The 22328-nt window shown below is 67.4% G+C and carries 17 protein-coding genes and 1 pseudogene; 10 read left to right on the forward strand and 8 right to left on the reverse strand.

Translation table 11 applies throughout. The annotated features are described in order from the left end of the window. Positions 1-225 precede the first annotated feature (225 nt). Positions 226-1422, forward strand: a complete 1197-nt coding sequence (locus BS329_RS37595) for a glycosyltransferase (RefSeq protein WP_076167833.1) — start codon at positions 226-228, stop codon at positions 1420-1422. 498 nt (positions 1423-1920) lie between these two features. Here BS329_RS37595 and BS329_RS37600 read toward each other — a convergent pair whose 3' ends face one another. Continuing rightward, entirely contained in the window at positions 1921-2262 is a 342-nt protein-coding gene (locus BS329_RS37600) for an STAS domain-containing protein (RefSeq protein ID WP_076167835.1), read from the reverse strand. 431 nt (positions 2263-2693) lie between these two features. On the opposite strand from BS329_RS37600, the gene BS329_RS37605 reads away from it, so the two are divergent. The 4 genes from BS329_RS37605 to BS329_RS37620 all read left to right on the forward strand — a co-directional run bounded on the left by BS329_RS37605 (position 2694) and on the right by BS329_RS37620 (position 6817). Then, positions 2694-3020, forward strand: a complete 327-nt coding sequence (locus BS329_RS37605; RefSeq protein WP_244197450.1) for an ANTAR domain-containing protein — start codon at positions 2694-2696, stop codon at positions 3018-3020. Between the two features lie 609 nt (positions 3021-3629). Then, positions 3630-4976, forward strand: a complete 1347-nt coding sequence (locus BS329_RS37610) for an ABC transporter substrate-binding protein (protein WP_076167837.1) — start codon at positions 3630-3632, stop codon at positions 4974-4976. Continuing rightward, positions 4973-5920 (forward strand): carbohydrate ABC transporter permease, encoded by a 948-nt coding sequence (locus tag BS329_RS37615; protein ID WP_076167839.1) that lies wholly within the window; start codon positions 4973-4975, stop codon positions 5918-5920. The genes BS329_RS37610 and BS329_RS37615 overlap by 4 nt, the downstream gene beginning before the upstream one ends. Before the next feature lie 3 nt (positions 5921-5923). Further along, positions 5924-6817, forward strand: a complete 894-nt coding sequence (locus BS329_RS37620; RefSeq protein WP_084750729.1) for a carbohydrate ABC transporter permease — start codon at positions 5924-5926, stop codon at positions 6815-6817. A 247-nt stretch (positions 6818-7064) separates the two neighbouring features. On the opposite strand, the gene BS329_RS37625 is transcribed toward BS329_RS37620, so the two are convergent. Beyond that, a complete protein-coding gene (locus BS329_RS37625) occupies positions 7065-7418 on the reverse strand; it encodes a barstar family protein (protein ID WP_084750732.1) in 354 nt (117 codons plus the stop codon). Between the two features lie 124 nt (positions 7419-7542). Between BS329_RS37625 and BS329_RS37630 the strand changes: the two genes are divergently transcribed. After that, on the forward strand, positions 7543-7839 hold the full coding sequence (locus BS329_RS37630) for a YkvA family protein (RefSeq protein WP_076167841.1): 297 nt from the start codon (positions 7543-7545) through the stop codon (positions 7837-7839). A 667-nt stretch (positions 7840-8506) separates the two neighbouring features. Here BS329_RS37630 and BS329_RS37635 read toward each other — a convergent pair. From BS329_RS37635 to BS329_RS37645, 3 genes are all read right to left on the reverse strand, one after another. Continuing rightward, positions 8507-9295, reverse strand: coding sequence for an SDR family oxidoreductase (locus tag BS329_RS37635; RefSeq protein WP_076167843.1), 789 nt, complete (start codon positions 9293-9295; stop codon positions 8507-8509). 113 nt (positions 9296-9408) lie between these two features. Continuing rightward, positions 9409-10518, reverse strand: a complete 1110-nt coding sequence (locus BS329_RS37640) for a Leu/Phe/Val dehydrogenase (RefSeq protein ID WP_076167845.1) — start codon at positions 10516-10518, stop codon at positions 9409-9411. Positions 10519-10565: 47 nt separating this feature from the next. Then, entirely contained in the window at positions 10566-12077 is a 1512-nt protein-coding gene (locus BS329_RS37645) for a PHA/PHB synthase family protein (RefSeq protein WP_076167847.1), read from the reverse strand. Positions 12078-12651: 574 nt separating this feature from the next. Here BS329_RS37645 and BS329_RS37650 point away from each other — a divergent pair. Next, complete coding sequence (locus BS329_RS37650) at positions 12652-14319, forward strand: long-chain-fatty-acid--CoA ligase (protein WP_341866355.1); 1668 nt, start codon at positions 12652-12654, stop codon at positions 14317-14319. Positions 14320-14370: 51 nt separating this feature from the next. Here the strand turns inward: BS329_RS37650 and BS329_RS37655 are convergent, their stop codons facing one another. Beyond that, positions 14371-14727 (reverse strand): IS5/IS1182 family transposase, encoded by a 357-nt coding sequence (locus BS329_RS37655; protein WP_076167895.1) that lies wholly within the window; start codon positions 14725-14727, stop codon positions 14371-14373. Positions 14728-14896: 169 nt separating this feature from the next. Between BS329_RS37655 and BS329_RS37660 the strand changes: the two genes are divergently transcribed. Continuing rightward, on the forward strand, positions 14897-16624 hold the full coding sequence (locus BS329_RS37660) for an alpha-keto acid decarboxylase family protein (protein WP_076167851.1): 1728 nt from the start codon (positions 14897-14899) through the stop codon (positions 16622-16624). Positions 16625-16691: 67 nt separating this feature from the next. Here the strand turns inward: BS329_RS37660 and BS329_RS37665 are convergent, their stop codons facing one another. Further along, positions 16692-18053 carry an NsdA family TPR-like regulatory protein gene (locus BS329_RS37665; protein WP_143253372.1) on the reverse strand — a complete coding sequence of 454 codons (1362 nt, stop codon included), beginning with the start codon at positions 18051-18053 and terminating at the stop codon, positions 16692-16694. Between the two features lie 102 nt (positions 18054-18155). After that, positions 18156-18621, reverse strand: a pseudogene (locus BS329_RS43110) (IS982 family transposase); the annotation flags it as partial. A 965-nt stretch (positions 18622-19586) separates the two neighbouring features. Between BS329_RS43110 and BS329_RS37670 the strand changes: the two are divergent. Next, the gene (locus BS329_RS37670; protein WP_076167854.1) at positions 19587-20486 is read left to right on the forward strand and encodes an alpha/beta fold hydrolase; all 900 of its coding nucleotides are present in this window, start codon (positions 19587-19589) and stop codon (positions 20484-20486) included. Continuing rightward, positions 20483-22144, forward strand: coding sequence for an FAD-binding dehydrogenase (locus BS329_RS37675; protein ID WP_076167856.1), 1662 nt, complete (start codon positions 20483-20485; stop codon positions 22142-22144). The genes BS329_RS37670 and BS329_RS37675 overlap by 4 nt, the downstream gene beginning before the upstream one ends. The last annotated feature ends 184 nt before the right edge of the window (positions 22145-22328 follow it).

The raw sequence follows: 22328 nt of genomic DNA on the forward strand, positions 1-22328 counted from the left end.
GCCGCGCTATGGCACGCGTGCGTGAGGTGACGAGCATACTTCCGCGACGTTCAGGCCGAACTCGGTCAATCGCGGTGGCAGGGGCTCGGCCTCAAGTTGGAAGAAGGACGTACTCATCCCTTCCATGGTCAACTTATAGCGTGTCCGGGGGCTTGCGGCAAGCCCCCGGTGCTGCCGCAGAATCACCGGCCGAAGCTGAAATCTGCGGAAATAGGAGTTACTGAAGTGCGTGTGCTGTTGTCGACGTATGGATCGCGCGGGGATGTCGAGCCGATCATGGGACTCGCGACGCGGGTGCGGGAACTCGGCTCCGAGGTGCGGGTGTGCGCGCCGCCCGACTTCGCGGAACTGCTGGCCGGAATCGGGGTGCCGATGGTTCCGGTCGGTCCGTCGGCGAGTGCGCTGACGGCAGCGGCGCCCCCGCCGTCGTCCATGTCGGAGTACGCGGCCACCCTGATCGCCGACCAGTTCGAGGCGGTCACCAAGGCCGCCGAAGGCTGCGACGTGATGGTGGTGACCGGCATGCTCCCCGCCGCGGCGGGGGCGCTGTCGGTCGCGGAGAAGCTGGGCATCAAGGCGGTGTCGGTGACCTTCCAACAACTCACTTTGCCTTCGCCGCATCACGAACCGCTGGCATACCCGGGCAAATCGTTTCCGCCGGGACCGATCGGCAACCGGGAGTTGTGGGACTTGGACGCGCGGACCATCGAGGAGTTGTTCGGGGCCGCACTGAATACGAGCCGGGTGGTCAACGGCCTGCCACCGGTGGACGGCGTCCGTGACTACGTCATCGGTGACCTGCCGTGGCTGGCGACGGATCCCGTTCTGGACCCCTGGCGGGAGCCGTCGTATTTCGACGTCGTCCAGACCGGCGCGTGGATCATGCCGGACGAGCGCCCGTTGTCCGCCGGTCTGACGGCGTTTCTGGACGACGGCCCGCCGCCGGTCTACGTGGGCTTCGGCAGCATGCCGATGCGCGCCGCGGCCGATGTCGCCCAGGTGGCCATCGAAGTGGTCCGCGCGCAAGGCCGCCGCATAGTCCTGGGCCGCGGCTGGGCGGACCTCGCCCTGATCGATGAACGGGACGACTGCTTCGTCGTCGGCGAGGTCAACCAGTTCGCGTTGTTCTCCCGGGCCGCCGCCGTGGTCCACCACGGCGGGGCGGGTACCACCTTGACGGCCACCCGATCCGGTGCGCCGCAGGTGGTCGTCCCGCAGGCGACGGACCAGCCGTACTGGGCGGGCCGGGTGGCGAAATTGGGAATCGGCGTGGCCCATGACGGTCCGGTGCCGACCACCGAATCCCTGTCCGCCGCGCTCGAGAAGGCCCTGGCCGCCGAGACCGGCGAGCGGGCGCGGGCCGTGGCGGGCATGATCCGGACCGATGGAACGACCGTGGCCGCGCAACTGCTGCTCAAGTGAGCATTTCCGGTAGAGATGAGCAAGACGGAGAACCCGAGCATGGTCTCGATGCCCTCGGCGTCAGGGCGACAGAAATTCCGGCGCCGACTGTGCTCCACGCGGGCACGACTGGGCGATCGGGGCCTTGGCCGCGAACAGCTCCGGGTCGGCGCGTTCCTTCCGCCACGGCCGCCACCGATTTCCTCATCAATACCACCGACGGCACGCCCGTCCAAGTCGAACAAGCCGGTCCGCGAGGAGCGGGAAGGTTGCGGATCACCGACGGTACGCCTGCCGACGTCGCACTCTCGGTCGTTACCGGCGAGCCCACGAAGCCACAGGTGATGGTCTACGTGCCAGGTTTACCTCAAACCGGTTCCGGCTGGAGCGACACCGATAGACGGTAACGCGTGAACGGAACCCGTTCCCCGAACCAGGAGCGACGTACGCCGATCGCAGGTAGGGCTGTGATGCAGGTGGAGCCGGCGCGGGACCGGGCCTTGGTGGAAGGTGTTGTGATCATCCGGTGGGGGACCGGAGGGGAATGACGACATCCAGTCCCAGCAGCGCGAGCTTGCGCCGTACGGGCCCGGAGGCGATGACACACAGGTAAACGGCGTTGTCGGCAGCGTGACGTACGAGGTCCACGAGCGGCGGAAGGGCTTCGAAGGAAAGATAGGTGACCGCCGACAGGTCGACGGTGACGGCCGTGCCGGGCGGGGCGGACGTCGCCGTACCGAGTGCCCTCGTCATCGCTGGGATGTCGCCGAGTTCCCCGACAGCTCTCACGGTGAGAACGGGCTCGGACGCCGAGGATCCGGACGTCAGGGAGTCGTCGAACGAGTCCGTGACCGTGGACATCCCTACTCCTCGTGTTTCACGCTGACGACCCCCGCCGGTCCGGCATGGACCGTGGATCACTGTTTACGGACGTCGGCTACCTACCTAAGTCGCTGGTTATTCGTTGCTCGTTACCCCTCGGCTTGGTCACTGATCAGCCGAAACCTTCACGCATGCCCTCTCAGAGCTTGCAACGGTCGTGGATCGGTTTGAGTCAGGTGAGAAAGTGGTATCTGGTCCGCGGCACCGCAGCTCATGCTGAGGGCCGGTCTCCTGCCCGGAGCTGTTTCGTGGCGCACGCCGTGTGACGGCTCTGGGCAGGGCGCACGGTGACTGCCGTGGCCGCCCCAGGGCAGGCCGGTCCCCGGAGCAGGAGTATGCCCGGTGAGAACCGGCCGATCACGGCGACGGCGTGCGCGGAGTTGTAGTAGTTGCTGCGGAGGTGAGCGGACGTGACGGCGCAGGAAAACATGCGGAAGAACGGTCAGGACCCCGTCGTTGAGCGGGACCAGCTCCGGGAAGCGCTGGCGACGATGCCGGTGATCGAGCAAGCGAAGGGCATGATCAGGTTGCTCTGTAGCTGCACCTCCGAGGAAGCGTTCACCGCGCTGAGGACGGTCTCCCAGAACTCCAACGTCAAACTGCACGACGTCGCCAACGTCATCGTCGCCGCGGGCAGTAATACCAGCCACGCACTCGATGACGAGACCGTCAGCGCGGTGCTGGCCGAAACCCGTCGATCGGTTCTCGGCCACGGGTTCGCCTTGAAACCCGGATGACGCCCTGCCGGCACGCTGCTGAACCGGCAGGGTCCGGGACCACGCTCTGTTCTGAACGTGCCACTCACCTGAGTGTCCTCTCCCTAAGCGCGTAAACCCTGGGTCGTTACGTCTGAAGGAAGCACGGGTCTGACTGCGGGTGTGGTGGTGTTGTGGTGGCCGGCCGCAAGGACTTCGAGCGGATCGGCCCTGTCGGATTGCCTCGCGTGCCATGGCGACAGATCGGTCAGCGTGGTTTCGATCGACGCCCGAGCTTCATGTTCCGAACGGCCGACGCTCTCGTGGACATAACTTGGCCGTTTTCCCCGCCATGGCTCCGAACCGGGGTAGACACGCAGTGACTTCGAGCTTGCAAGTGTCACACCTCAAGGCCGCTCCGAAAACACCTACTTATGCGTTTTCTTTCCGAGAAATTCGTTGATCGAAGGTCGTTCGTTCGCGACTCCGGCAATCAATTCGTTCCGTGGCGGCGCACGGTACTCCAGGTGTGTCTTCATGGGCGCTGTCTTATCGGCCTGCTGAGCCGCGGCTCAAGCGTCAAGGTGGTTTGAGTGGCGGCGTCGGCGGGTATGCGGGGCTGGCTGATCGGCGATGGGGCGGAGGTGGCGTATGCCCGGCGGATACGCACGACTGCGGGCGGGACTGCTGGTGATCGCGCTGGCGGTGAGTGGCTGCGGCGGAGTCAGTTCGACAGTCGAAACCGGCGAAACCACACTCGTCACGATGGGATTCGGGGCAGGGGACGAGATCGCCAAGACCCGGACCGAGCTGGCGGACAAGGTGATCGCCCCGGCTACCGTCAAGATCGGCGGCAGCGCCTTCGACGCACAGCAGTTCCTGGCCGCGGTGGCCGCGGGGAGTCCCCCGGACATCGTCTACCTCGATCGCCAGCTGCTCGGCACCTATGCGGCGCGGGGCACTTTGGCGCCGTTGGGCGAATGCGTCCGGGACAGCCAGGTGCAGATGGGGGAGTTCCGGGAGGCCGCGGTGGCCGAGGTGACCCTGCGCGGTCAACTTTACGGGCTGCCGGAGTCCTACAACAACCGCCTGATCTTGGTCAATGACGCGGTGGTGCGCCAAGCCGGTGCCGACCCGGCGGAGATCGGCACCGCGGACCGGGCGAAACTGGCGACACTCACCCGGGTCCTCACCGGTCGCGACGGAGGCGGAGCGCTCACCCGGATCGGTTTCGACCCGAAGCTCCCTGAGTACCTTCCGTTGTGGGCCAAGGCAAACGGGATCATGATGCTCAGCGAGGACGGACTCAAGGCCAATCTCGACGACCCGCGGCTGATCGAGATACTGGAGTACACGGCCGGTCTGATCGAGGCGCAGGGTGGCTGGGGCAAGCTGAAAGCGTTCCGCGACACCTTTGACTTCTTCGGCGCGAAGAACCCGTTCGCCACCGGTCAGCTCGCCGCCGGGCCAATGGACGACTGGTACCTCAACGTGCTGGCCAACCACTCGCCGCAGATCGACCTTTCCGTCCGGCCGTTCACGGACCGGAACGGCGCGCCGATCGACTGGGTCACCGGTTCCGCATGGGCGATTCCGGCGGCGAGCAAGCACAAGAAGGAAGCGTGCGCCTGGATCGCGACGATGACCAAGTCGGATTCCTGGATCGCCGCCGCACGGGCACGGGCCGACGCGCGCAAGGCCGCCGGAAAACCGTTCACCGGTGTCTACACCGGGAACCGGGTCGCCGACGAGAAGATCTTCGGCGACTTGGTCGAGCTCAAGGACAAGCCGGTTTTCGGCAACGCTGTCAAGGCGGTTCTCGACGCGCAGAAAACGGCTTTCTCGATGCCGTCCTCACCCGCTGGTGCGGAATTCAAAGCGGCCTGGCAGGACGCGGTGAACCGGGTGCTCTCCGGTGCCCAGAGCCCCGCCGCCGCGCTGCGCCAGGCACAGGCGGAGGCCCAGCGGGCACTCGACCTCGCAGCGCAACCCCGATGAGCACGGCCCTGCCCACTCGCGGGGCGAGGACACGGAAGTGGGCGCGGGGCTTCCGGCGCCGGGAAACCTTGGCCGCGTACGCGTTCCTGTCGCCGTGGATGATCGGCTTCCTGATCTTCATGCTGATCCCGATGGTGGCCAGCTTCGTGCTCTCACTGACCGACTACGACGCCCTGCGGGCACCGACCGCGGTCGGTCTCGCGAACTATCGCCAGTTGATGGAGGACCCCGACGTCCGCAAAAGCCTGACCAACACCCTGGTCTACGCGCTCATGTCGGTACCGTCGACGATGGCCGTCTCACTCGGGCTCGCCGCGCTGCTGGCCAGGACGGGACGCCGGTCGGCCGGGATCTTCCGTACCCTGTTCTACCTGCCGGAGATCACCCCGAAAGTGGCCGTCGGCGTGCTGTTCCTGTTCCTGTTCAACGGGCAGGCCGGCCTGGTCAACGAGCTGCTCGGGCTGTTCGGTGTGCAGGGGCCGCAGTGGAGCACCGACGGTGCGTGGGTCAAACCGGGGCTGGTGCTGATGCATCTGTGGTCGGTCGGCAGCACGGTGGTGATCTACCTCGCCGCGTTGAAGAGTGTGCCACCGGAGCTGTACGAAGCCGCGGAACTCGACGGGGCGTCACGGTGGCGCCGGTTCCGGCACATCACTGTCCCGATGATCAGCGGTGCGCTGTTCTTCACACTCATCGTGCAGTCCATCGCGGCGTTGCAGACGTTCGACGAGGCGTACACGGCGTTCTACGGGAATGCGTCCTCAGCCGGGTACAGCAGCGATGCCGCCCTCTTCTATCTGATCTATCTGTTCCAGCAGGGATTCCAGTTCCTGCACATGGGTTACGCCTCGGCCATGGCTTGGCTGCTGTTCGCGATCATCATGGTGATCACCCTGATCCAGGTGCGGCTGAGCAAGCGTTTCGTCTACTACGAGGGCCGGTGAAGCATGGTCGTCACGAGCAACTTGCCGCCGGCCGCCGAGCCGCTTCCCGGATCGGCGCGGGAGGTGCGCCGGCGCGGCCGTCGACGGCCACTGGTGTGGGTGGCGCTGGTGGCCGCGTCGGTGGTGTTCCTGTACCCGTTCGCCTGGTTGCTGAGCGCGTCGGTGAAACCGGGCGAACAGGTCTTCGACAACGCGCTGTTTCCCCAGCAGGTGGTGTTGGGCAACTACGCCGAGATCTGGCGCGCGGCACCGGTGGCGGCCTGGCTGTTCAACAGCGTGGCGGTGAGCCTCGCCGCCGCGCTCACCGCGACGGTGGCCAGCTCGCTGGTCGCGTTCGGCTTCGCCTATTTCCGGTTTCCCGGGCGCAACGCGCTTTTCGGACTGGTGCTCGCCACCATGATGCTGCCGGGCGCGGTCACCATGATCCCGGTTTACCTGATCTGGAACGAAGCCGGGCTGGCCAGCACCCAGGTGCCGTTGTGGGCGGGCAACCTGTTCGGCAGCGCGTTCTACATCTTCCTGCTGCGGCAGTTCTTCCTCGGGTTGCCGAGAGAACTCTTCGAGGCCGCGCGCATCGACGGTGCGAGCTACTGGACGCTGTTCTGGCGGATCGCTGTACCGCTGTGCAAACCGGCGATGGTGGTGACCTTCGTCTTCGAACTCAAGGCCAGCTGGTCGGATCTGCTGAAGCCGTTGATCTACCTGCGGGACCCGGCGTTGTACACGCTACCGCGCGGACTTAAGGCCCTCTCGGACCAGTTCGGCCAGGTAGGAGAACAGCGGTGGGAGATAGTGCTGGCCGGTAGCGTGCTCACCACGTTGCCGATGATCATCGTGTTCTTCCTCGCCCAACGGCATTTCGTGGACGGCATCTCGACGCACCGCCGGACCGGTTGATGGTGACCCGGCCGATGACCGTCGCCTTCCACAAGGACATGCAGGACCTGCGGTCCCGAGCCTGGTTCTCTACGGCACCAACCTGGTGCGCTTACCACCCGAGATCGGCGCGATGACCGACCTGGAGCCCCGACATCGTCCAGCCCGTCGGTAGGAAGCATGAGCGCGTGTCACCCTCTCTGGTCAGCGCAATTCAAGACCGATGCCGTCTCCGTCGAGTCCGTGATCGCGAATGATCCCGACGATTTCATCGAACAGCGTTCGGACGGTTCGACGGGTGGCAGGTGAGGAGAAGCTGCTCTCGTTGCCGGAGGGTCGCCTCGTAGTCGAGCGCGGACCGGGACAGTCCGGAGTTGAGCCACCTCAAAACCCAGCCGTCGTCAGGTGTTCCGAAGCCTCCGCCGAGGATGTCGTTGAAGGCGTCGAGGTTTTCTCGCCACGTGTGGTCGCGGAGCAGCCGTGAGAACTCGCGAGTGAACCCGTCGAAGTCGGAAAAGCGGGCTCCGTCGATGGTCAGTACGGGCAGGCGTTGACACAGGTCCGAAGGGGGACTGGTGGTCGAGGCAGGTGGGTGGCAGCGTGAGAGCTGCCAGGATGACATGATGCTGCCCTTGCTCTCGGCTGCCGAGGTGTTCGTTCGCCTGATGGGTGTCAAAAGCACAACAAAATCCGTAGCGCGGTCAGGCCGGTGAACGGTGGCAGGGTCGTGGTGATGAGAGGATCACATGGAGTCTCTGTGGACGACACTGGGCGTCGTCGCCGTGGTCGTGGTCGTCGCCCTCGTTCTGGTCGCGCTGTTCCTCGTGGTCAAGCTGGTGCGGAAGCACCGTCGGGTCCATCAGCCTGGCACGCCGGTGCCGACCAAGGTCGCCTACTGGGTTTCCCTGGCGTACACGGTGTTCCCGTTCGACCTGTTGCCTGACCCGGTGTACTTCGACGACATCGTGGTGCTGACCGGCGGGCTGGTCTACGTCAGCAGGTCGCTTGCCAAGAAGGCGCGCGACGACCGCCGGGCGGACTGAAGTACGGCCGGGCCTTGGGTCCGCCGACGGGCTGAAGTGACTCGGCGTCGACAGGCAGCAAAGGCGGGTGGAGGGTCAATATCACAGCTCGGTGTGGACGGTTCCGATGAGTCCGCTGATGGTGAGGACGGGGTGCACAGCGCGTTGATGGCGCCGCAGTCGAGGTATTCGACCTTGCGCAGATGACGGTGGTCACGCCGCTCCGCGCGGCTTCGGTGAGGGCACGGGCGAAGGTACTGACATTGCTCAGGTCGATCTCACCGGCCACGGTGATCAAGGCGGTGCCGTCGTCGCGGCGATTCTTGCCGAGGTGAGAGGCGTGCTCATCGGACGATCCTCGCGTTCAACTGGACGGTGGTACCGGAGACGTCGTGCTCGACGGGGACCTCGTCGATGAGCGCACGCATGGGAGACTGGGACCGGGGTGGCTGCGGGAACATCGATCTCGACGGGTTCGTGGAGAACGTGGCGGTTTGACACCAGGTCCTGCATGCCGAAGCCAAAGGACCTACCTTCAGCTCAGCCACAGCGTGGTCGTCGTTGTTCTTTCCGTCTGCTGCATCAGAACCTCACATTCCCTTCAGGACGCGCTAGCCGAATCTGCGATCGGGCTGTACAAGACGAAATTGATTGAGCAGAACGGTCCGCGGTCACCGTGGGCGGGCGCTCACAGGTCGGGAAGATCCAGGTCGACGTTGAGCGCGTGCAATCCGCCGTCAACCTCGATCACCTTCCCGGTCAAGTACGCGCTCGCGTCTGTAGCGAGGTAGAGGACCGCGGCCGCGACGTCCTGGGGATCGCCGATACGCCGCAGCGGCGTCGACGCCTCGGTACGCTCGCGCATCGGTCCCTCGCCGACCAGCTTCCGCAACGCCGACGTGAGCACGGTTCCCGGGGCCACGGCGTTGACCCGGATTCGGGGCGACAGATCTGCGGCGGAAAGCCGGGTGTAGTGCGTCAACGCCGCCTTGGCCGTCCCGTAGGCGAGGAACCCGCGACCGGCGACGCGTCCGATCACGGACGAGATGTTGACAATCGCGCCGCCGTCGCCGCGCAGCATCACTTCAGCCGCGGCACGCGTCAGCGCGTCCGTGGTGGACACGTTGAAGCGGAATGCCCTTTCGAGGGATTCCGTCGAACTGCGCCCCAGCGGACCGGGCCGACCCCCGCCGATGTTGTTGACCACCACGTCGAGCCGGCCGAATTCGTCCATGGCGTTACCGGCCAACGCCGCTGCGGCATCCGGGTCGGACAGGTCGCTTTGCACCACGTGCGCTCGGCGCCCCCTCCTCCGTACTTCCTTTGCCACCGCGAGCAGTTGTGACTGCGTGCGCGCGGCGAGTACGACATCCGCTCCCACTTCGGCGAGCGCGATGGCACTCGCCGCGCCGATGCCGCGACCGGCGCCGGTCACCACCGCGACCTTGTCGTCCAGACGAAACCGGTCAAGAATCATGAATCGACTCCTTGATGTCGTTGTGCCCGACGACCCGGAGAGTGGCGGACGGGGCTCTCTGCTTGCGTGCCTTCCGCCGCACGGCGAGGGCAGGTCGGGCCGACCCTCGCCGGCTACGTGTGATCGGCCAGCCCGCGCGCCTGATCCTCGGCCGCGGCGGTGATGCGCCGGCGGGCGGTCCGGTCGGCGGCCTCGCCAGGCAGAATGCCCGCCGACTCCGCGTGTTCCAGGACTTGCAGCGTCGTATCGAAGATCTGTTCCACTTTGTCCGCGCTCTCGCGCAGGGAGTACCCGAGCGTTTCACCGGCCGCGCGGATCGCGCCACCGGCGTTGACCACGTAGTCAGGAAGGTAGAGCATCCCGCGGCTCGCGAACCGGCGCTCCACATCCGGGTGAGCGAGTTGGTTGTTGGCGGCTCCGCAGATCACTTCCGCGGTGAGGGCCGACGCGACGGCTGTGTCCAGCACGCCTCCCACGGCGCAAGGAGCGTAGACGTCCATGCCGTCGAACCGGATCAGGGCCTCGGGGTCCTCAACGGCGATGGCTTGGGGGAACTCCTTCACGACGCGACGTACCGGCTCCGCCCGCACGTCGGCGACGATCACTTTCGCGCCTTCTTGGACGAGGAGTCGCACCAGCCGGCGGCCGACCTTACCCAGTCCCGCGACGCCGACCACGCGCCCTTGCAGCGAAGTGGAGCCCCAGCGGTACCTGGCCGCCGCACGCATGGCGTGGATCAGCCCTTGCGCCGTGAAGCCCGACGTGTCGCCCGCGTCGCCTCCCTCGCGGGATAGGGCCACCGTCCACCGGCAGACGCGGGCAGCGACCTCCATGTCCGGTATATCGGTGCCCAGGTCGGGCCCGGTGATGAACCGGCCCCCCAACGCGGCCACGCACCGGCCGAAGGCCAGCAGCAACTCCTCGGACTTTCCCCGGACCGGATCTCCGACGATGACAGCCTTGCCGCCACCGAAGGCGAGCCCAGCCATCGCGTTTTTGTACGACATGCCGCGCGACAGGTCGAGCGCGTCCTTGACGGCCTCCTCGTCACTGGGGTAGGCGCGGAAGCGAGTGCCACCCAGCGCCGGTCCCAGCGCGGTGGAGTGGATGGCGATGATGACTTTCAAATTTGAGGCTGGATCCTGGCACAGCACGACCTGTTCGTGCTCGAAAGTGTCCGGGCCGATCGCGGCAAGTGGTGCGCTCCGGGTGAAGGTGCTCACGTTTCCTCCTCGGTTGATGACCTGTCTGCTGTCTTGACGAGCACCGGTCAGCGCGATCGCACGTGCTGACCTGGCGCGGGGTCGCCCGCGGGATGCCGGGCGCTCCCCGCGGCACGTGCGGGCACCTGCGGTCCCGAACGGGGCGCGAGCCATCGGGTCCATGCCTGCCACCAAGACTCCTGCCGTGACACTGAGCAGGCCCACCACGCCGAGGGGTCGTCCGGCAGAGGGCTTGGTCCCGTCCGGTAGGCGGCTTTGGGGCGCGGCGGATTGATGATGCTGCCCACGTGCCCGGAGGGCACCAAGTGGAACGCGACGTCCCCGCCGAGCGACCGCGCGCCCCGGTACACCGTCTGCCAAGGGACGATGTGGTCCCGGGCACCGGCGACCACGAAGGCGTCCTGAGTGGCGGTGGCGAGGTCGACCGGCCGACCCACGAGCCGCAGCCGGCCGCGTGCCAGCGTGTTGTCGATCGACAACCGCAGCGTCTGCTCGAAGAGGACGCGGGGTACGTCCACTCCGTCCTCACTCCACGCCCAGATGTCGAAGGGCTCCGGCCGTTCCCCCAGCAGCCAACCGGAGATCGACGGTTGCCACAGCGTGTCCCGGGAGCGCAGCAGGTCGAACAGCAGGCTCACGCGGCCGGCGTCGACCAGGCCCGTGCGGTTGGACAGGACACGGGTCAGCAGCTTGATCTCGAGTTCGGACCACTGGTTTTCGCCGTCGTCAGGCGAGGGGTGATCAAGGGCGGACATCAGCAACGTCAGCGACGCCACACCCGAATCGCCGGCCGCACTGAGCCAGGCGGGGAGAGAGGCGGCGAGTATCCCGCCCGCGCACACCCCGGCCAAGTGGGCTTCCGGGGATCCGGTGATTTCCCGCACCACATCCAAGGCGCGTAGCGGAACCCGCCGGAAGTACTCGTCCAACCCCATTTCCTTGTGGTGGGGCAGTGGGTTGCGCTGGCTGACGGCGAACACCGTGAACCCTTCCCGGACCGCCCACTCGACGAGGCTGCGACCCGGGGCCAGGTCGAAGATGTAGAACTTGTTCACCCAAGCGGGGATGAGCAGCAGGGGAACCTGATGGACCTCGCTGGTCTGCGGCTCGTACTGGAGCACTTCCATCAAGTCGTCGCGGTGCACGACCCGACCGGGTGTGGCGGCAAGGTTCGCGCCAAGGCGGTAAGCGCCTGGGACCATTTTGGCCGGGCGGCCCCGGCGGCGCACCACATCGTCGAGGAAGTTGCTGGTTCCGCGGGCCAGGCTCGCGCCGCGGGTCGCCGTGACGCGGCGGAGCGCCGCGGGGTTGCCGATGAGGGTGTTCGCGGGCGCCGAGGCCTCGGCGACGACTTCCGCCAGAACCCGCGCCTGCGGCCGTCGTCGCGCCGGCACGAACGGAGTCTCGGCGCTCGCCAGCACCAGTCGGCGCCACAACAGGTATCCCCGGAGCAAGAACCGGTAACCGGGGGAGTTCCAGGCGGGGTCGCGGAACCGTCCGTCGCCGGGATCCGGCCCGGCCTCGATCGCTGTGAGCAGGTCGCGATACCACCGCCCCACTCCGGCGTTCGATTGTCGCCCAAGAGGTTTCGACCCATCCCGGGTGTGTGTCCCGCGGTTGTGCGATTCCACTGGTCGTGCTCCTCACCGGACCGGCGGTCCAACCGAACCTTGCCGTCGGCGGGCGGGATCGCGAGCCTTTGGCATCCACTTCTCGGTTAAGAAAGTAGAACTGCGCGGGGCACGTCGACAGGCGCATCGGCGGGGTCGCGGCTTCGCCGGGGGTGCGAAAGCGCAGCGGGGTGGCTTGCGGTCGGGTCCGTGCTCCGATCACGACGCCGCGTGCGCCAACAGGGTTCTGTCTCACGTGGATGGTGGCGGACGCGGTGAAATCCCTAGCAGGCCGTCATTCTCTCCTTCGCCGCAGGGGTCCGACGGCGCGGGCCGAATGGCAGGTGTCCGGATATGGCGGTGGTGAACAAGCCTGTGACGTGGGGGATCTGCTGCCACGCGAGACAGGCACGACAGGCGACGCGCGTGGTGTCGCCGCATACGGTCGGTGGCACGGACCGGAAATCTGGAACTTGAATCCCTGGAAGCGACATCGGCCTGGAGGATCTCTATGTACAGCACCATGCCCGCCGAGCCGCTCACCATCGCACGCATCGTGAGGCACGGCTCCACAGTCCAAGGCGCCTCGACCGCGGCCACCTGGAATGGTTCCGGCTTCGACCGCGCTACGTATGCGGAAGTGGGCGCACGTGCCGCTCGCCTGGCACATGCGCTGCGCAGTCGGTTGGGAGTGCGTGGTGGCGCCCGACCACAAGACCATCAGGCCGTCGTCGGCATTTTCATGTGGAACAACAACCGCCACCTGGAGCTGTCCCTCGCGGTCCCCGCGATGGGAGCCGTCGTGCACAGCCTCAACACGCGCATGACGGCTGCACAGCTCGCCTACACCGTCCAGCACGCCGGAGACGAGGTGATCGTGGTGGATGCCGGTTTGGTCGACGCGTTCGCCCCGTTGCTGCCCCTGCTACCTCCCACCGTGCGGCATATCGTCGTCGCCGGTCCCGGAGATCGGGGGGCACTGGACGGGTTCGCGGGCGAGGTGCACGACTACGAGGAGCTGCTCGCCGCTTCGCCGGCCGACTATCCGTGGGAAGAGGAACTGGACGAGCACACCGCCGCGGCGATCTGCTACACATCGGGTACCACCGGCAGCCCCAAGGGGGTCGTCTACAGCCACCGGTCGATCTACCTGCACTGCCTCCAGGTTGTGGCACCCAACCGCTACGACCTCACCCACCGCGAGACCATCTTCCTCGTCGCACCGATGTACCACGTCAACGGCTGGAGCATCCCCCACGCCGCGTTCTTCACCGGTGCCGACATCCTCCTGGCCGATCGGCACCTCAAGCCTGCCTCGCTCGCCCGCGTCATCGAAGCGGGGCGCCCGGACTTCGCGGCAGCGGTCCCGACCGTCTGGACAGGGCTGCTGGACGAATTGGACACTCGCCGCCGCGACACGTCGAGCCTGCGCCGCGGGTTCGTGGGAGGGGCCGCCTGCTCGCCCGCGCTCATGGCCGCCTACCGAGATCGCCACTCCATCGAGCTGCTGCACATGTGGGGGATGGCCGAGACCTCGTCGCTGGCGACCACGGCCCTGCCACCGCTGGGCGTCGGCGCCGAACGCGATCAGGCTTACCGCGCCAGTCAGGGCCAGTTCCCGGTCACGATCCGGTTCCGTGTGGTGGATCCGGACGGGGCCGTCGTGCCCAACGACGGGGTGAGCACCGGCGAGTTGCAAGTACGCGGTCCCTGCGTCACCGACGCCTACCACGGCGGGGTCGACGCACCGCCGCAACGGCCGGCGGAGGGCTTCACCGCGGACGGCTGGTTGCGGACCGGTGACGTCGGCAGCGTGTCCGCCGACGGGTTCTTGACGCTCACCGACCGGACGAAGGACGTCATCAAGTCGGGCGGTGAGTTCATCTCCAGCGTGGCGCTGGAGAACGCTTTGGCGGAGCATCCCGCGGTGGCCGAGGCGGCCGTGGTCGCTGTGTCCGACGACCGCTGGGGCGAGCGGCCCTTGGCCACGGTGGCGCTGCGCGCGGGCAGTGTGGTCGGCTTCGAGGATCTGCGCGACTTCCTGCACCAGCACGTCGAACCCTGGATGGTGCCCGAGCGGTGGGCGGTCGTGGCACGGGTACCCACGACCTCGGTGGGCAAGTACGACAAGCGGCTGATTCGGGATCAGTACGTGCAAGGCCAACTGGACGTGGTCCACTTGGGAAAGTGACGGCGAGGAGCGCGTACGACGAGCGGCCGCCGACGGGCACGATGATGCGGCTCATCCGCGGCACGCCGCCCGGGTGAGGGCGGTGTCGGCGATCGCCACCGCCCACTCCCGGTCGTCGCCGAGATCGGGACACTCCTTCAGCGTCCGTCGCATCCGCTCCCACACCCCGGCCTCGGTCCAGGCGACGAAGCGGCGGTGCGCCGTCGCGGGTGAGACGGGGAACGCGTCCGGCAACCGACGCCAGGGGCACCCGCTCACGAGCACGAACACGATCGCCGTGAAGACGTCTCGGCCGTCCAGCGGGGCGGAGCCACCCCCCTGCGGTCGTGGACCGAATTGCGGCACCAGCGGCCCGACCACCGCCCACAGCCGGTCGGGCACCAAGCGTCGGGATAGGTCCTCTCCCATGTCGGAAAGCATGGGCAGCGGAAGCGGTTCCTACAAGGCGCGGCCGGGGCGCGCCCGCTCGACCACCGCGCCCCGGCGCGCGGTCCGCACAAGCCGACGAGCCGGGCGCACCGCGTCCCGGCGGAACACCGGCGCGACGCCGGCTTCCCACGGCAAGAGAGGAAAGCACATGAGAACCAGGCGACCGGAAACGAGCGCCACGGTGATCGACCACATCCTGGACCGCCTGAGTGCCTTGGGGGTACGGCACCTGTTCGGTATGCCGGGAGACTACAACCTGAAGGTACTCGATCGCGTGGTCGCCCACCCACGCGTGGACTGGGTCGGGACGACGAACGAGCTGGGAGCCGCGTACGCCGCTGACGGCTACGGGCGGGTCAACGGCTTCGGTGCGTTGCTGACCACCTTCGGTGTGGGCGAGCTGAACGCGATCAACGGCGTGGCGGGCAGCTACGCCGAGCGCGTCCCGGTGCTCCACATCGCGATCGGACCGACCACGACCACCGAGCTGGCGGGCAGCGCGGTCCACCACACGATGGGGGACGGTGATTTCGACCGGTTCGCCCGAGCGCACCGGCAGGTGGTGTGCGCCGACGCGGTGCTGCGACCCGAGGACGCCCTGTTCGAGGTCGACCGCGTAGTGACTGCCTGCCTGCGGGAGAGCCGGCCCGGGTACCTGCGGCTACCGCGCGACGTGGCCCTCGGTCCCGCGCCGCCGCTTCCGGCGCTGAAGCCGCCGGACCTGACGGTGACCCACCCTGGCAGCCTGGACAACTTCCGCGCGGCGGCCCGGGCGAGGCTCGCCGAGTCGGACGAGGTCGCGGTGCTGGCGGACTTCCTGGTGGACCGGTTCGAGGCCCGCTCGGAGCTGGCCGCGCTGCTGGCGGCCGGTCCGCTCCCGCATGCGACGACGTTGGCGGGCAAGACGGTGGTGGACGAGCAGGCCCCCGGCTTCCTCGGGCTGTACGCGGGTGCCATGAGCAAGGCGGACGTCCGCGCCACCATCGACCGTGCGGACCCGCTGATCATGGCGGGTGTGCTGCTCACCGATCAGGCCACCGGCAAGTTCACGCACGAATTCGATCCTGGCAAGGCCATCGACCTCGGACCGACGGCCGCTCGGGTGAATGGCGTCGACTTCCCCGGCGTGCCGCTGGCCGCCGCCCTGACGACGCTGACGTCGCTGATCAAGGAGCGCCCACCGGCCCCCACGCCGCGTCCGGGGGGCTCATCGACGGCGAACCTGTCGACGGCGGTGACGAAATCCGCCGCAGCCCTTCGCCGGAGGATATGCGGACGCTGGACTCCGCTGACCCAGGCCTACCTTTGGAAAGCCGTGGGCGAGGCAGTGCGGTCCGATCACACCGTCTACGCCGACAGTGGCACGGCGCTCCTCGGCGTGGCGGAGCAGCGTTTCCCCGATGGCGCCCGCTTCATTTCCCAGCCGCTGTGGTCATCCATCGGTTACTGCGTCCCCGCGTTGCTCGGCGCGCAGCTCGCTGAGCCATCCCGGCGCGGACTGCTGCTCATCGGCGACGGCGCGGCTCAACTCACCGCACCGGAGCTGGGCGTGATCGGCTGTCACCGGCTCAACCCCATCGTGGTTCTGGTGAACAACGACGGCTACACGGTGGAGCGGATCACCCACGGTATTCGCGCCGTCTACAACGACGTGGTCAGCTGGGACTGGCCCAAGGTGCCGTCCGCGCTCGGCGTACCGCATCCGCTCGTGCTGTCCGCCCGCCGGCCCGCCGAGTTGGACAAGGCGCTGGCCCGAGCCGTCACCACCACCGACCGGCTCGTCCTCATCGAAGTGTTCCTCCCCAAGGATGACGTGCCACCGGCATTCCACCGCATGACCGCCAACCGTCCCGACAGGGCGAAGTGGGTCCCGTGAGCAACGCTGAACACGAGCCGGTCCGGCGGTGTCCCATCGCCGGACCGGCTCGCGCGCCCCGAGCGGATCAGCTCGCGTCCGGCTCGGCTGCGAACTCGCGCGCTTCCTCCGGGTGACCTAGAGCCCCCAGCCGCCCGATGAAGGCCACCAGATCGACGGCGCACTGCTCGGAGTGCACACCTTTGAGCACCTCCACAGCCTGCTTGGCGGTGTGGCAGGCATGCTCGACGTCGCCCACCTGCAACTCCGCCGTGGCCAGGAGTATCAGCCTGAGCGCACGGCGCCGTGACCAACCGGGGGGACATCCCCGAACGGCTTCCCGAGACCAACGCACAACGGTCGCGAGCTGGTCGAGGTCTCGGGCGCACCGGGCCAGCTCCTCGGCCAGGTATGCCTGGTCGACGTGCGCCACCCAGGTCGGCTCCGGGCCCGGGCCGCCGCGCTCCAACGCTCTGATCGCTCTGCCCGCGGCTCGCCCGGAGGCCTGTGCGTCGCTCAGCATGGCGTGGCCGCGGGCCTCGGCGATATGACAGACCGCTTCGACGCCGGGTGTGACCCGGCCTCGCATACCTTCCAGTGCCACACGGGCGAGCTGGACGGCCTCGTGGGGACTGCCGAGCGCGAGGGCCATTCGGCTCATACCCGATGCCAGCAGGTACGCGCCCATTCCCCGATCGTCCGCGGCTTGGGTGAGGCGCAGGGCTTGAATGTAATAACGCTGCGCGAGGCCTGTCTGACCGGTGTCGACCGCCATGTACCCGGCCAGTTCGGTGAGGCGGGCGGCGGTGCCGAGCAGCTGCCGCCTGATCGAATCGCTGGGGGAGTTCACGAGCGGCCGGGCGACGACGCAGTCGAGGTAGTGGACGACGACGGGCCGGATGCCGGCGCTGCCGAAGCGGTGGTCGAGGTCGGCGAACGCGGCGGTCGTCGCGCGCAACGCCTCGACGTCGGTCGCGGCCGACCCGTCGTCGGTGGCGACCACATCCGGGACGCCGATCAGCCAGTCGCGGCTGGGCTGCACGAGCACGGAGGTCGGCAGCACCTCCCCCGTCAGCGTGCCGCTGCAGTGGGCGTCGCTGTGCCAGAGTGCGCACGCGTGCCGGAGTGCGTCTGCCAGGACCGGCTCGAACCGCAGCCCCGCGATGGGTGCCGCGCTCGTGCCCGGCGTCATGCCGATCTCGTCGACGGTGACCGTGCGGCCCAGCTTGTCCGCGAGCGCCTCGGCGATGACCGCGGGCGCCGGGCCACGCGGCTGTTGTCCCCGTAGCCAGCGGGCGACTGATGTCTTGTCGTAGCGCAAATCCAGGCCTCGCTCGGCACCGCACATGTTGACCCGCCGGGCGAGTCCGGTGTTGGAGCATCTCGCCTCCTCCATCACGGCTCGTAGTCGCTCGTTCGCCTTCCGGCTCGCTGGCGGTCGGCTACTCATGACCTGTCATCTCCTTCGTGTCCTGGATGGTTGATTCCGTGAAGTTCGTGTCAGCGGCCGCGGGCGATGAGGGATCGTTTGTGGGTCAAGCAGGTTTCCCTCGCCACCGAGGTCGCCGTTGCGACAGGTCTCGTCCTTGCGGACGCAGCCCTTGTCCGCCAACAAAACCTGACTGTCGGAGGAAGGGATGGTTATGCCTCGAGCAGGCGGCAAGCCTCTCGCGTTCGCCGAGTTCCGGGTCGGCCGGGCGCCACCTGACCGGCACGCCGTCACCGGCGCAGACAAGGTAGAGCTTCACGTCCCAGTACCGCCGTGAATGTGACGCGCGGTAGCCGTGGCCGACGTGGCCTGACAGGTCGGAACGCTGCACCGTCTCCCGTGGCATTCCGGCAGACCTCGGGATGGCGTCGGTGATCCACAGGTCGTCGAACGCCAAGGGGTGGCGCGCGGCCAGTGCGATGATTGCTTTGCGCAGCAACGATTGCGTGGTCTTCAGTCGCTTGTGGTAGCTGCCCTCGGTCAGCATGGCGGGATACATCGCACGCCACCCGGCCTCGGCATGGATGTGCGGCTCATTCGTCATAGTTTGATCTTGGAGACCTTCCTCCCATGCCCACACAGCACTCCTCCACGCGAGCGCACCGTCTCGGAGCGATGCCGTGCGCTCGAATCCCTCTTACGACAGGGGATTCGACCCTCGCAGTCGGATCGCTCGCCACATTCGACGTCCGCCGTCCAGCGAAGACCGATCCGCCACCGTGCCAACCCGGAGTGACCTCTCCACCCGACGGCCGCAGCGAAATCAGGTGGCCCGGCGGTCACCGGGTGACTTCAGCGCGGAATCGGGCAGCCGACCGGGAGCCGGTCGGTGTGGAATTCTTTCTCGACTACGTTACGGAGGTCGTAGGAGAAAGTCGCCATGCGGCCGAACAACGCAATCGAACATCGCGGACACACCTGATTGGGGCGTGTACTCGGGGGCTGATCTTCCGTACTTCGCAAGCCGAAGAACTGCACGATGAATTGAACTGAGACCAACGTCACAGTTGTCATCGCGCATCGTGCCAAGGGCGGTTTCGGGACACTTCATCTTCATTCACCCTAACTCTGCAAGTGACTTTCCCAGTCCCGTAGGCGTAGGTCGTAAGTGTGAGAAGTTATGTTAGGCGCAGGCCCAAGCAGCTTGGATATAAGCCGTTGGGGTGAAGGTCTCCATTTGTATCCGGCAACACTGAAAGCAACCCATTCGGACTCATGTTCGACACGAATGCGACTTATGTGGCTACGATCGACGCACTTTGGCGAGAAACCTGCCCCGTTCACCGATGGCGGGGGACGATCCTTATGTGAACGGGCGCGCGGTCACGCGCTATGTGCGCCCTGAGCGCCTCAAGTGCGCCTGCCCGTGCCGCGCGGTGCGTATTACGGTCTGATCATCGGCGTTCTCGGATAATCGCAGGAGAGCCCGTGCAGGTGTCGAGTCTCCGCGCCGCGCGGTTCGGAGCGTCCACACTTCGACGCAAGGAGAACCCCATGACTACTTTCGCCGCCGAGCGAACGCGAGAGATCGAGGAACACTGGATCGACGTGAACGGCACGGCCACCCGCTACCTGGAAGCCGGCACCGGCCCTGCCATCCTGCTGATCCCGGGAGAGGGCTCCGTGGCCGAGGAGTGGTACGACGTCATCCAAGGCCTCGCGAGTCACTACCGGACTATCGCAGTCGATCTGCCGGGCTACGGCTACACCGAGCCGATCACCGACGCCTCCGTTGCGGCGTTCGCGGCGTTCGTGTGGCGATTCGCCCGTGTCATTGGCTTGCAGCGGCCCGTGCTCATCGGGCACTCGCTGGGAGGAGCGGTGGCGGTTCAGGCGGCTCTGGAACAGCCGAGTCGGGTGCCGGCCCTGATTCTGGTCGACTCCGCCGGTCTGGGACGCGCCGTCAACCCGATCGCGATCCTGCAGTCCGTCACCCCGTTGGGAGATCTGATAGCGCGGCTGGTCCCGGTGCTGCCGCTGGGTCCCCGACTGCACGTCGCGGTCGTAGCGCTGTTTGGAGCGTGCCGACCCTGGCGCATTCACGCGGCCTGGTGGTCGAGTCAGAGGCGGGTGGTCTCCACACCGGTGGCTCTGGAGACGAGCCTGCGCTCGCAACGCGCTACGGTCGGGATCTTCGGGCAGCGCAACCCGCTTTTGCGCCGGTTGCGCGAGTTGCCGATGCCGACCTTGGTCGCCTGGGGGCTTCAGGACCGGCAGGTGCCCTTCTGGCAGGGCATCGCGGCCCGCCGGAGACTGCGCCACGGACGGCTGGCGCTGGTCGCGTGTGCCAGCCACCTTCTGCCCTTGGAGGCTCCGGAGGAGCTGGTCCGGGCTGTCCGCGAGTTCCTCGCCGATGTCGACGGCGACCAGGCCCAGGGGGAGCAGCTGTCATGAGCGATGCAGCGGACGTCATCGTCGTCGGTGCCGGACTGGCCGGGCTCGTCGCGACCTACGAGCTGTCGAGGGCCGGGCGGCGGGTGCTCGTGGTCGAGCAGGAGAACGAAGCCAACCTCGGCGGACAGGCGCACTGGGCACAGGGCGGCCTGCTGCTGGTGAACAGCCCGGAGCAGCGGCGGCTGTGCATCAAAGACTCGCTGGAATTGGCGCTGTCCGACTGGCTGGGCTCAGCGGGGTTCGACCGCGACCGGGAAGACCGCTGGACTCGCGCCTGGGCCGAGTCGTACTTGGGCTTCGCCGCGGGCGGCAAGCGCGACTACCTACGCGGGCTCGGGTTGACCCTGATGCCCAACGTCGGCTGGCCCGAGCGCGGGGCGGGCACCGCGACCGGGCCAGGCAACTCCGTGCCCCGGTTTCACGTCACCTGGGGCTCCGGACCCGAAGTCGTGCGGGTTTTCCGCGACCCGGTGCTCGACGCCGCCGCACGTGGGTTGGTGAGCTTCAAGCACCGGCACCGGGTCGATGAGATCGTCGTCGAAGGCGGAGCCGCGGTCGGTGTGCGCGGCGCGCTGCTGGCACCTTCGGACGCGCCGCGCGGCGCGTCCTCCACGCGGCGAGAGGTCGGCACGTTCGACCTGCGGGCGCAAGCGGTGGTCGTCACCTCAGGCGGTATCGGCGGCAACCTCGATCTGGTGCGCGAGAACTGGCCGACCGGCCGCCTCGGTTCCTTTCCGGAGTCGATCCTCGTCGGCGTGCCGGCGCACGTCGACGGGCGGATGCTGGGAATCACCGCGCGTGCCGGCGGCTCGGTGGTCAACCTGGACCGCATGTGGCACTACCCCGAGGGTCTCAAGCATCACAGCCCGACCTGGCCGCGCCACGCGGTGCACTTCCTGCCCGGCCCGTCGGCCCTGTGGCTGGATCCTGCGGGGCGGCGACTGCCGCCGCCGCTGTTCCCGGGCCAGACCTCCGGAAACGCGCTGCGACACCTGGCGTCGAGGGGCCACACCCACTCGTGGCTCATCATGACCCAGACGATGGTGGACAAGGAATTCGACTTGTCGGGCTCAGCCGAAAACCCCGATATAACCGGCAAGAACTGCGCACTGTTGTTGTTGCGGGCGAAGAAAAGCCTGATGAAGTCGGTGCGCGACTTCCTCGAACGCGGCGAGGACATCGTGGCCCACCGGACGCTGCCCGCCCTCGTGGAGGCGATGAACGCGCTCACTCCCGAAACACCGCTGGACCTCGCGCGCGTGGAGCACGAGGCCGCGACGCGCGACCTGCAGGTACGGAACGACTATTCCAAGGACCTGCAGCTGATGTCATTGCACAACGTGCGCGAGTACAAGGCTGAGCGGTTGTTGCATACCGCCCGCCCACACCGGCTGCTCGACCCCGAGCACGGGCCGCTGTACGCGATCCGGCTGAACCTGTTCACCCGCAAGTCCCTGGGTGGAGTACAGACCACCCTCGACTCGCAGGTGGTGCGTCCGGACGGGTCCGTCATCGACGGCTTGTACGCGGCCGGTGAGGCGGCCGGGTTCGGCGGCGGAGGGATGCATGGCTACCACGCTTTGGAAGGCTCATTCCTCGGCGGTTGCATCTTTTCCGGCAGGGTTGCCGGGCGCGCACTCGACAGGGAGCTGTCATGAGTCACCCCCTGATCTCCGCATGCTGAAGCAAGGCGTCGCCGGGCGGGACCTTGGGGTATCGAAATTCCTTATCAGGCCGGGCTTTCTTGAGATGGCGCGGCGGACCCCGCTGCGCGGAGCCTCGAGGACGTCGGGCCACCGCCGCTTCCAGCGCCACGATCCTGAACGGCTGGTACGCGGTTTT

The sequence above is a fragment of the Amycolatopsis coloradensis genome, assembly GCF_001953865.1.
Lineage (GTDB): Bacteria > Actinomycetota > Actinomycetes > Mycobacteriales > Pseudonocardiaceae > Amycolatopsis > Amycolatopsis coloradensis.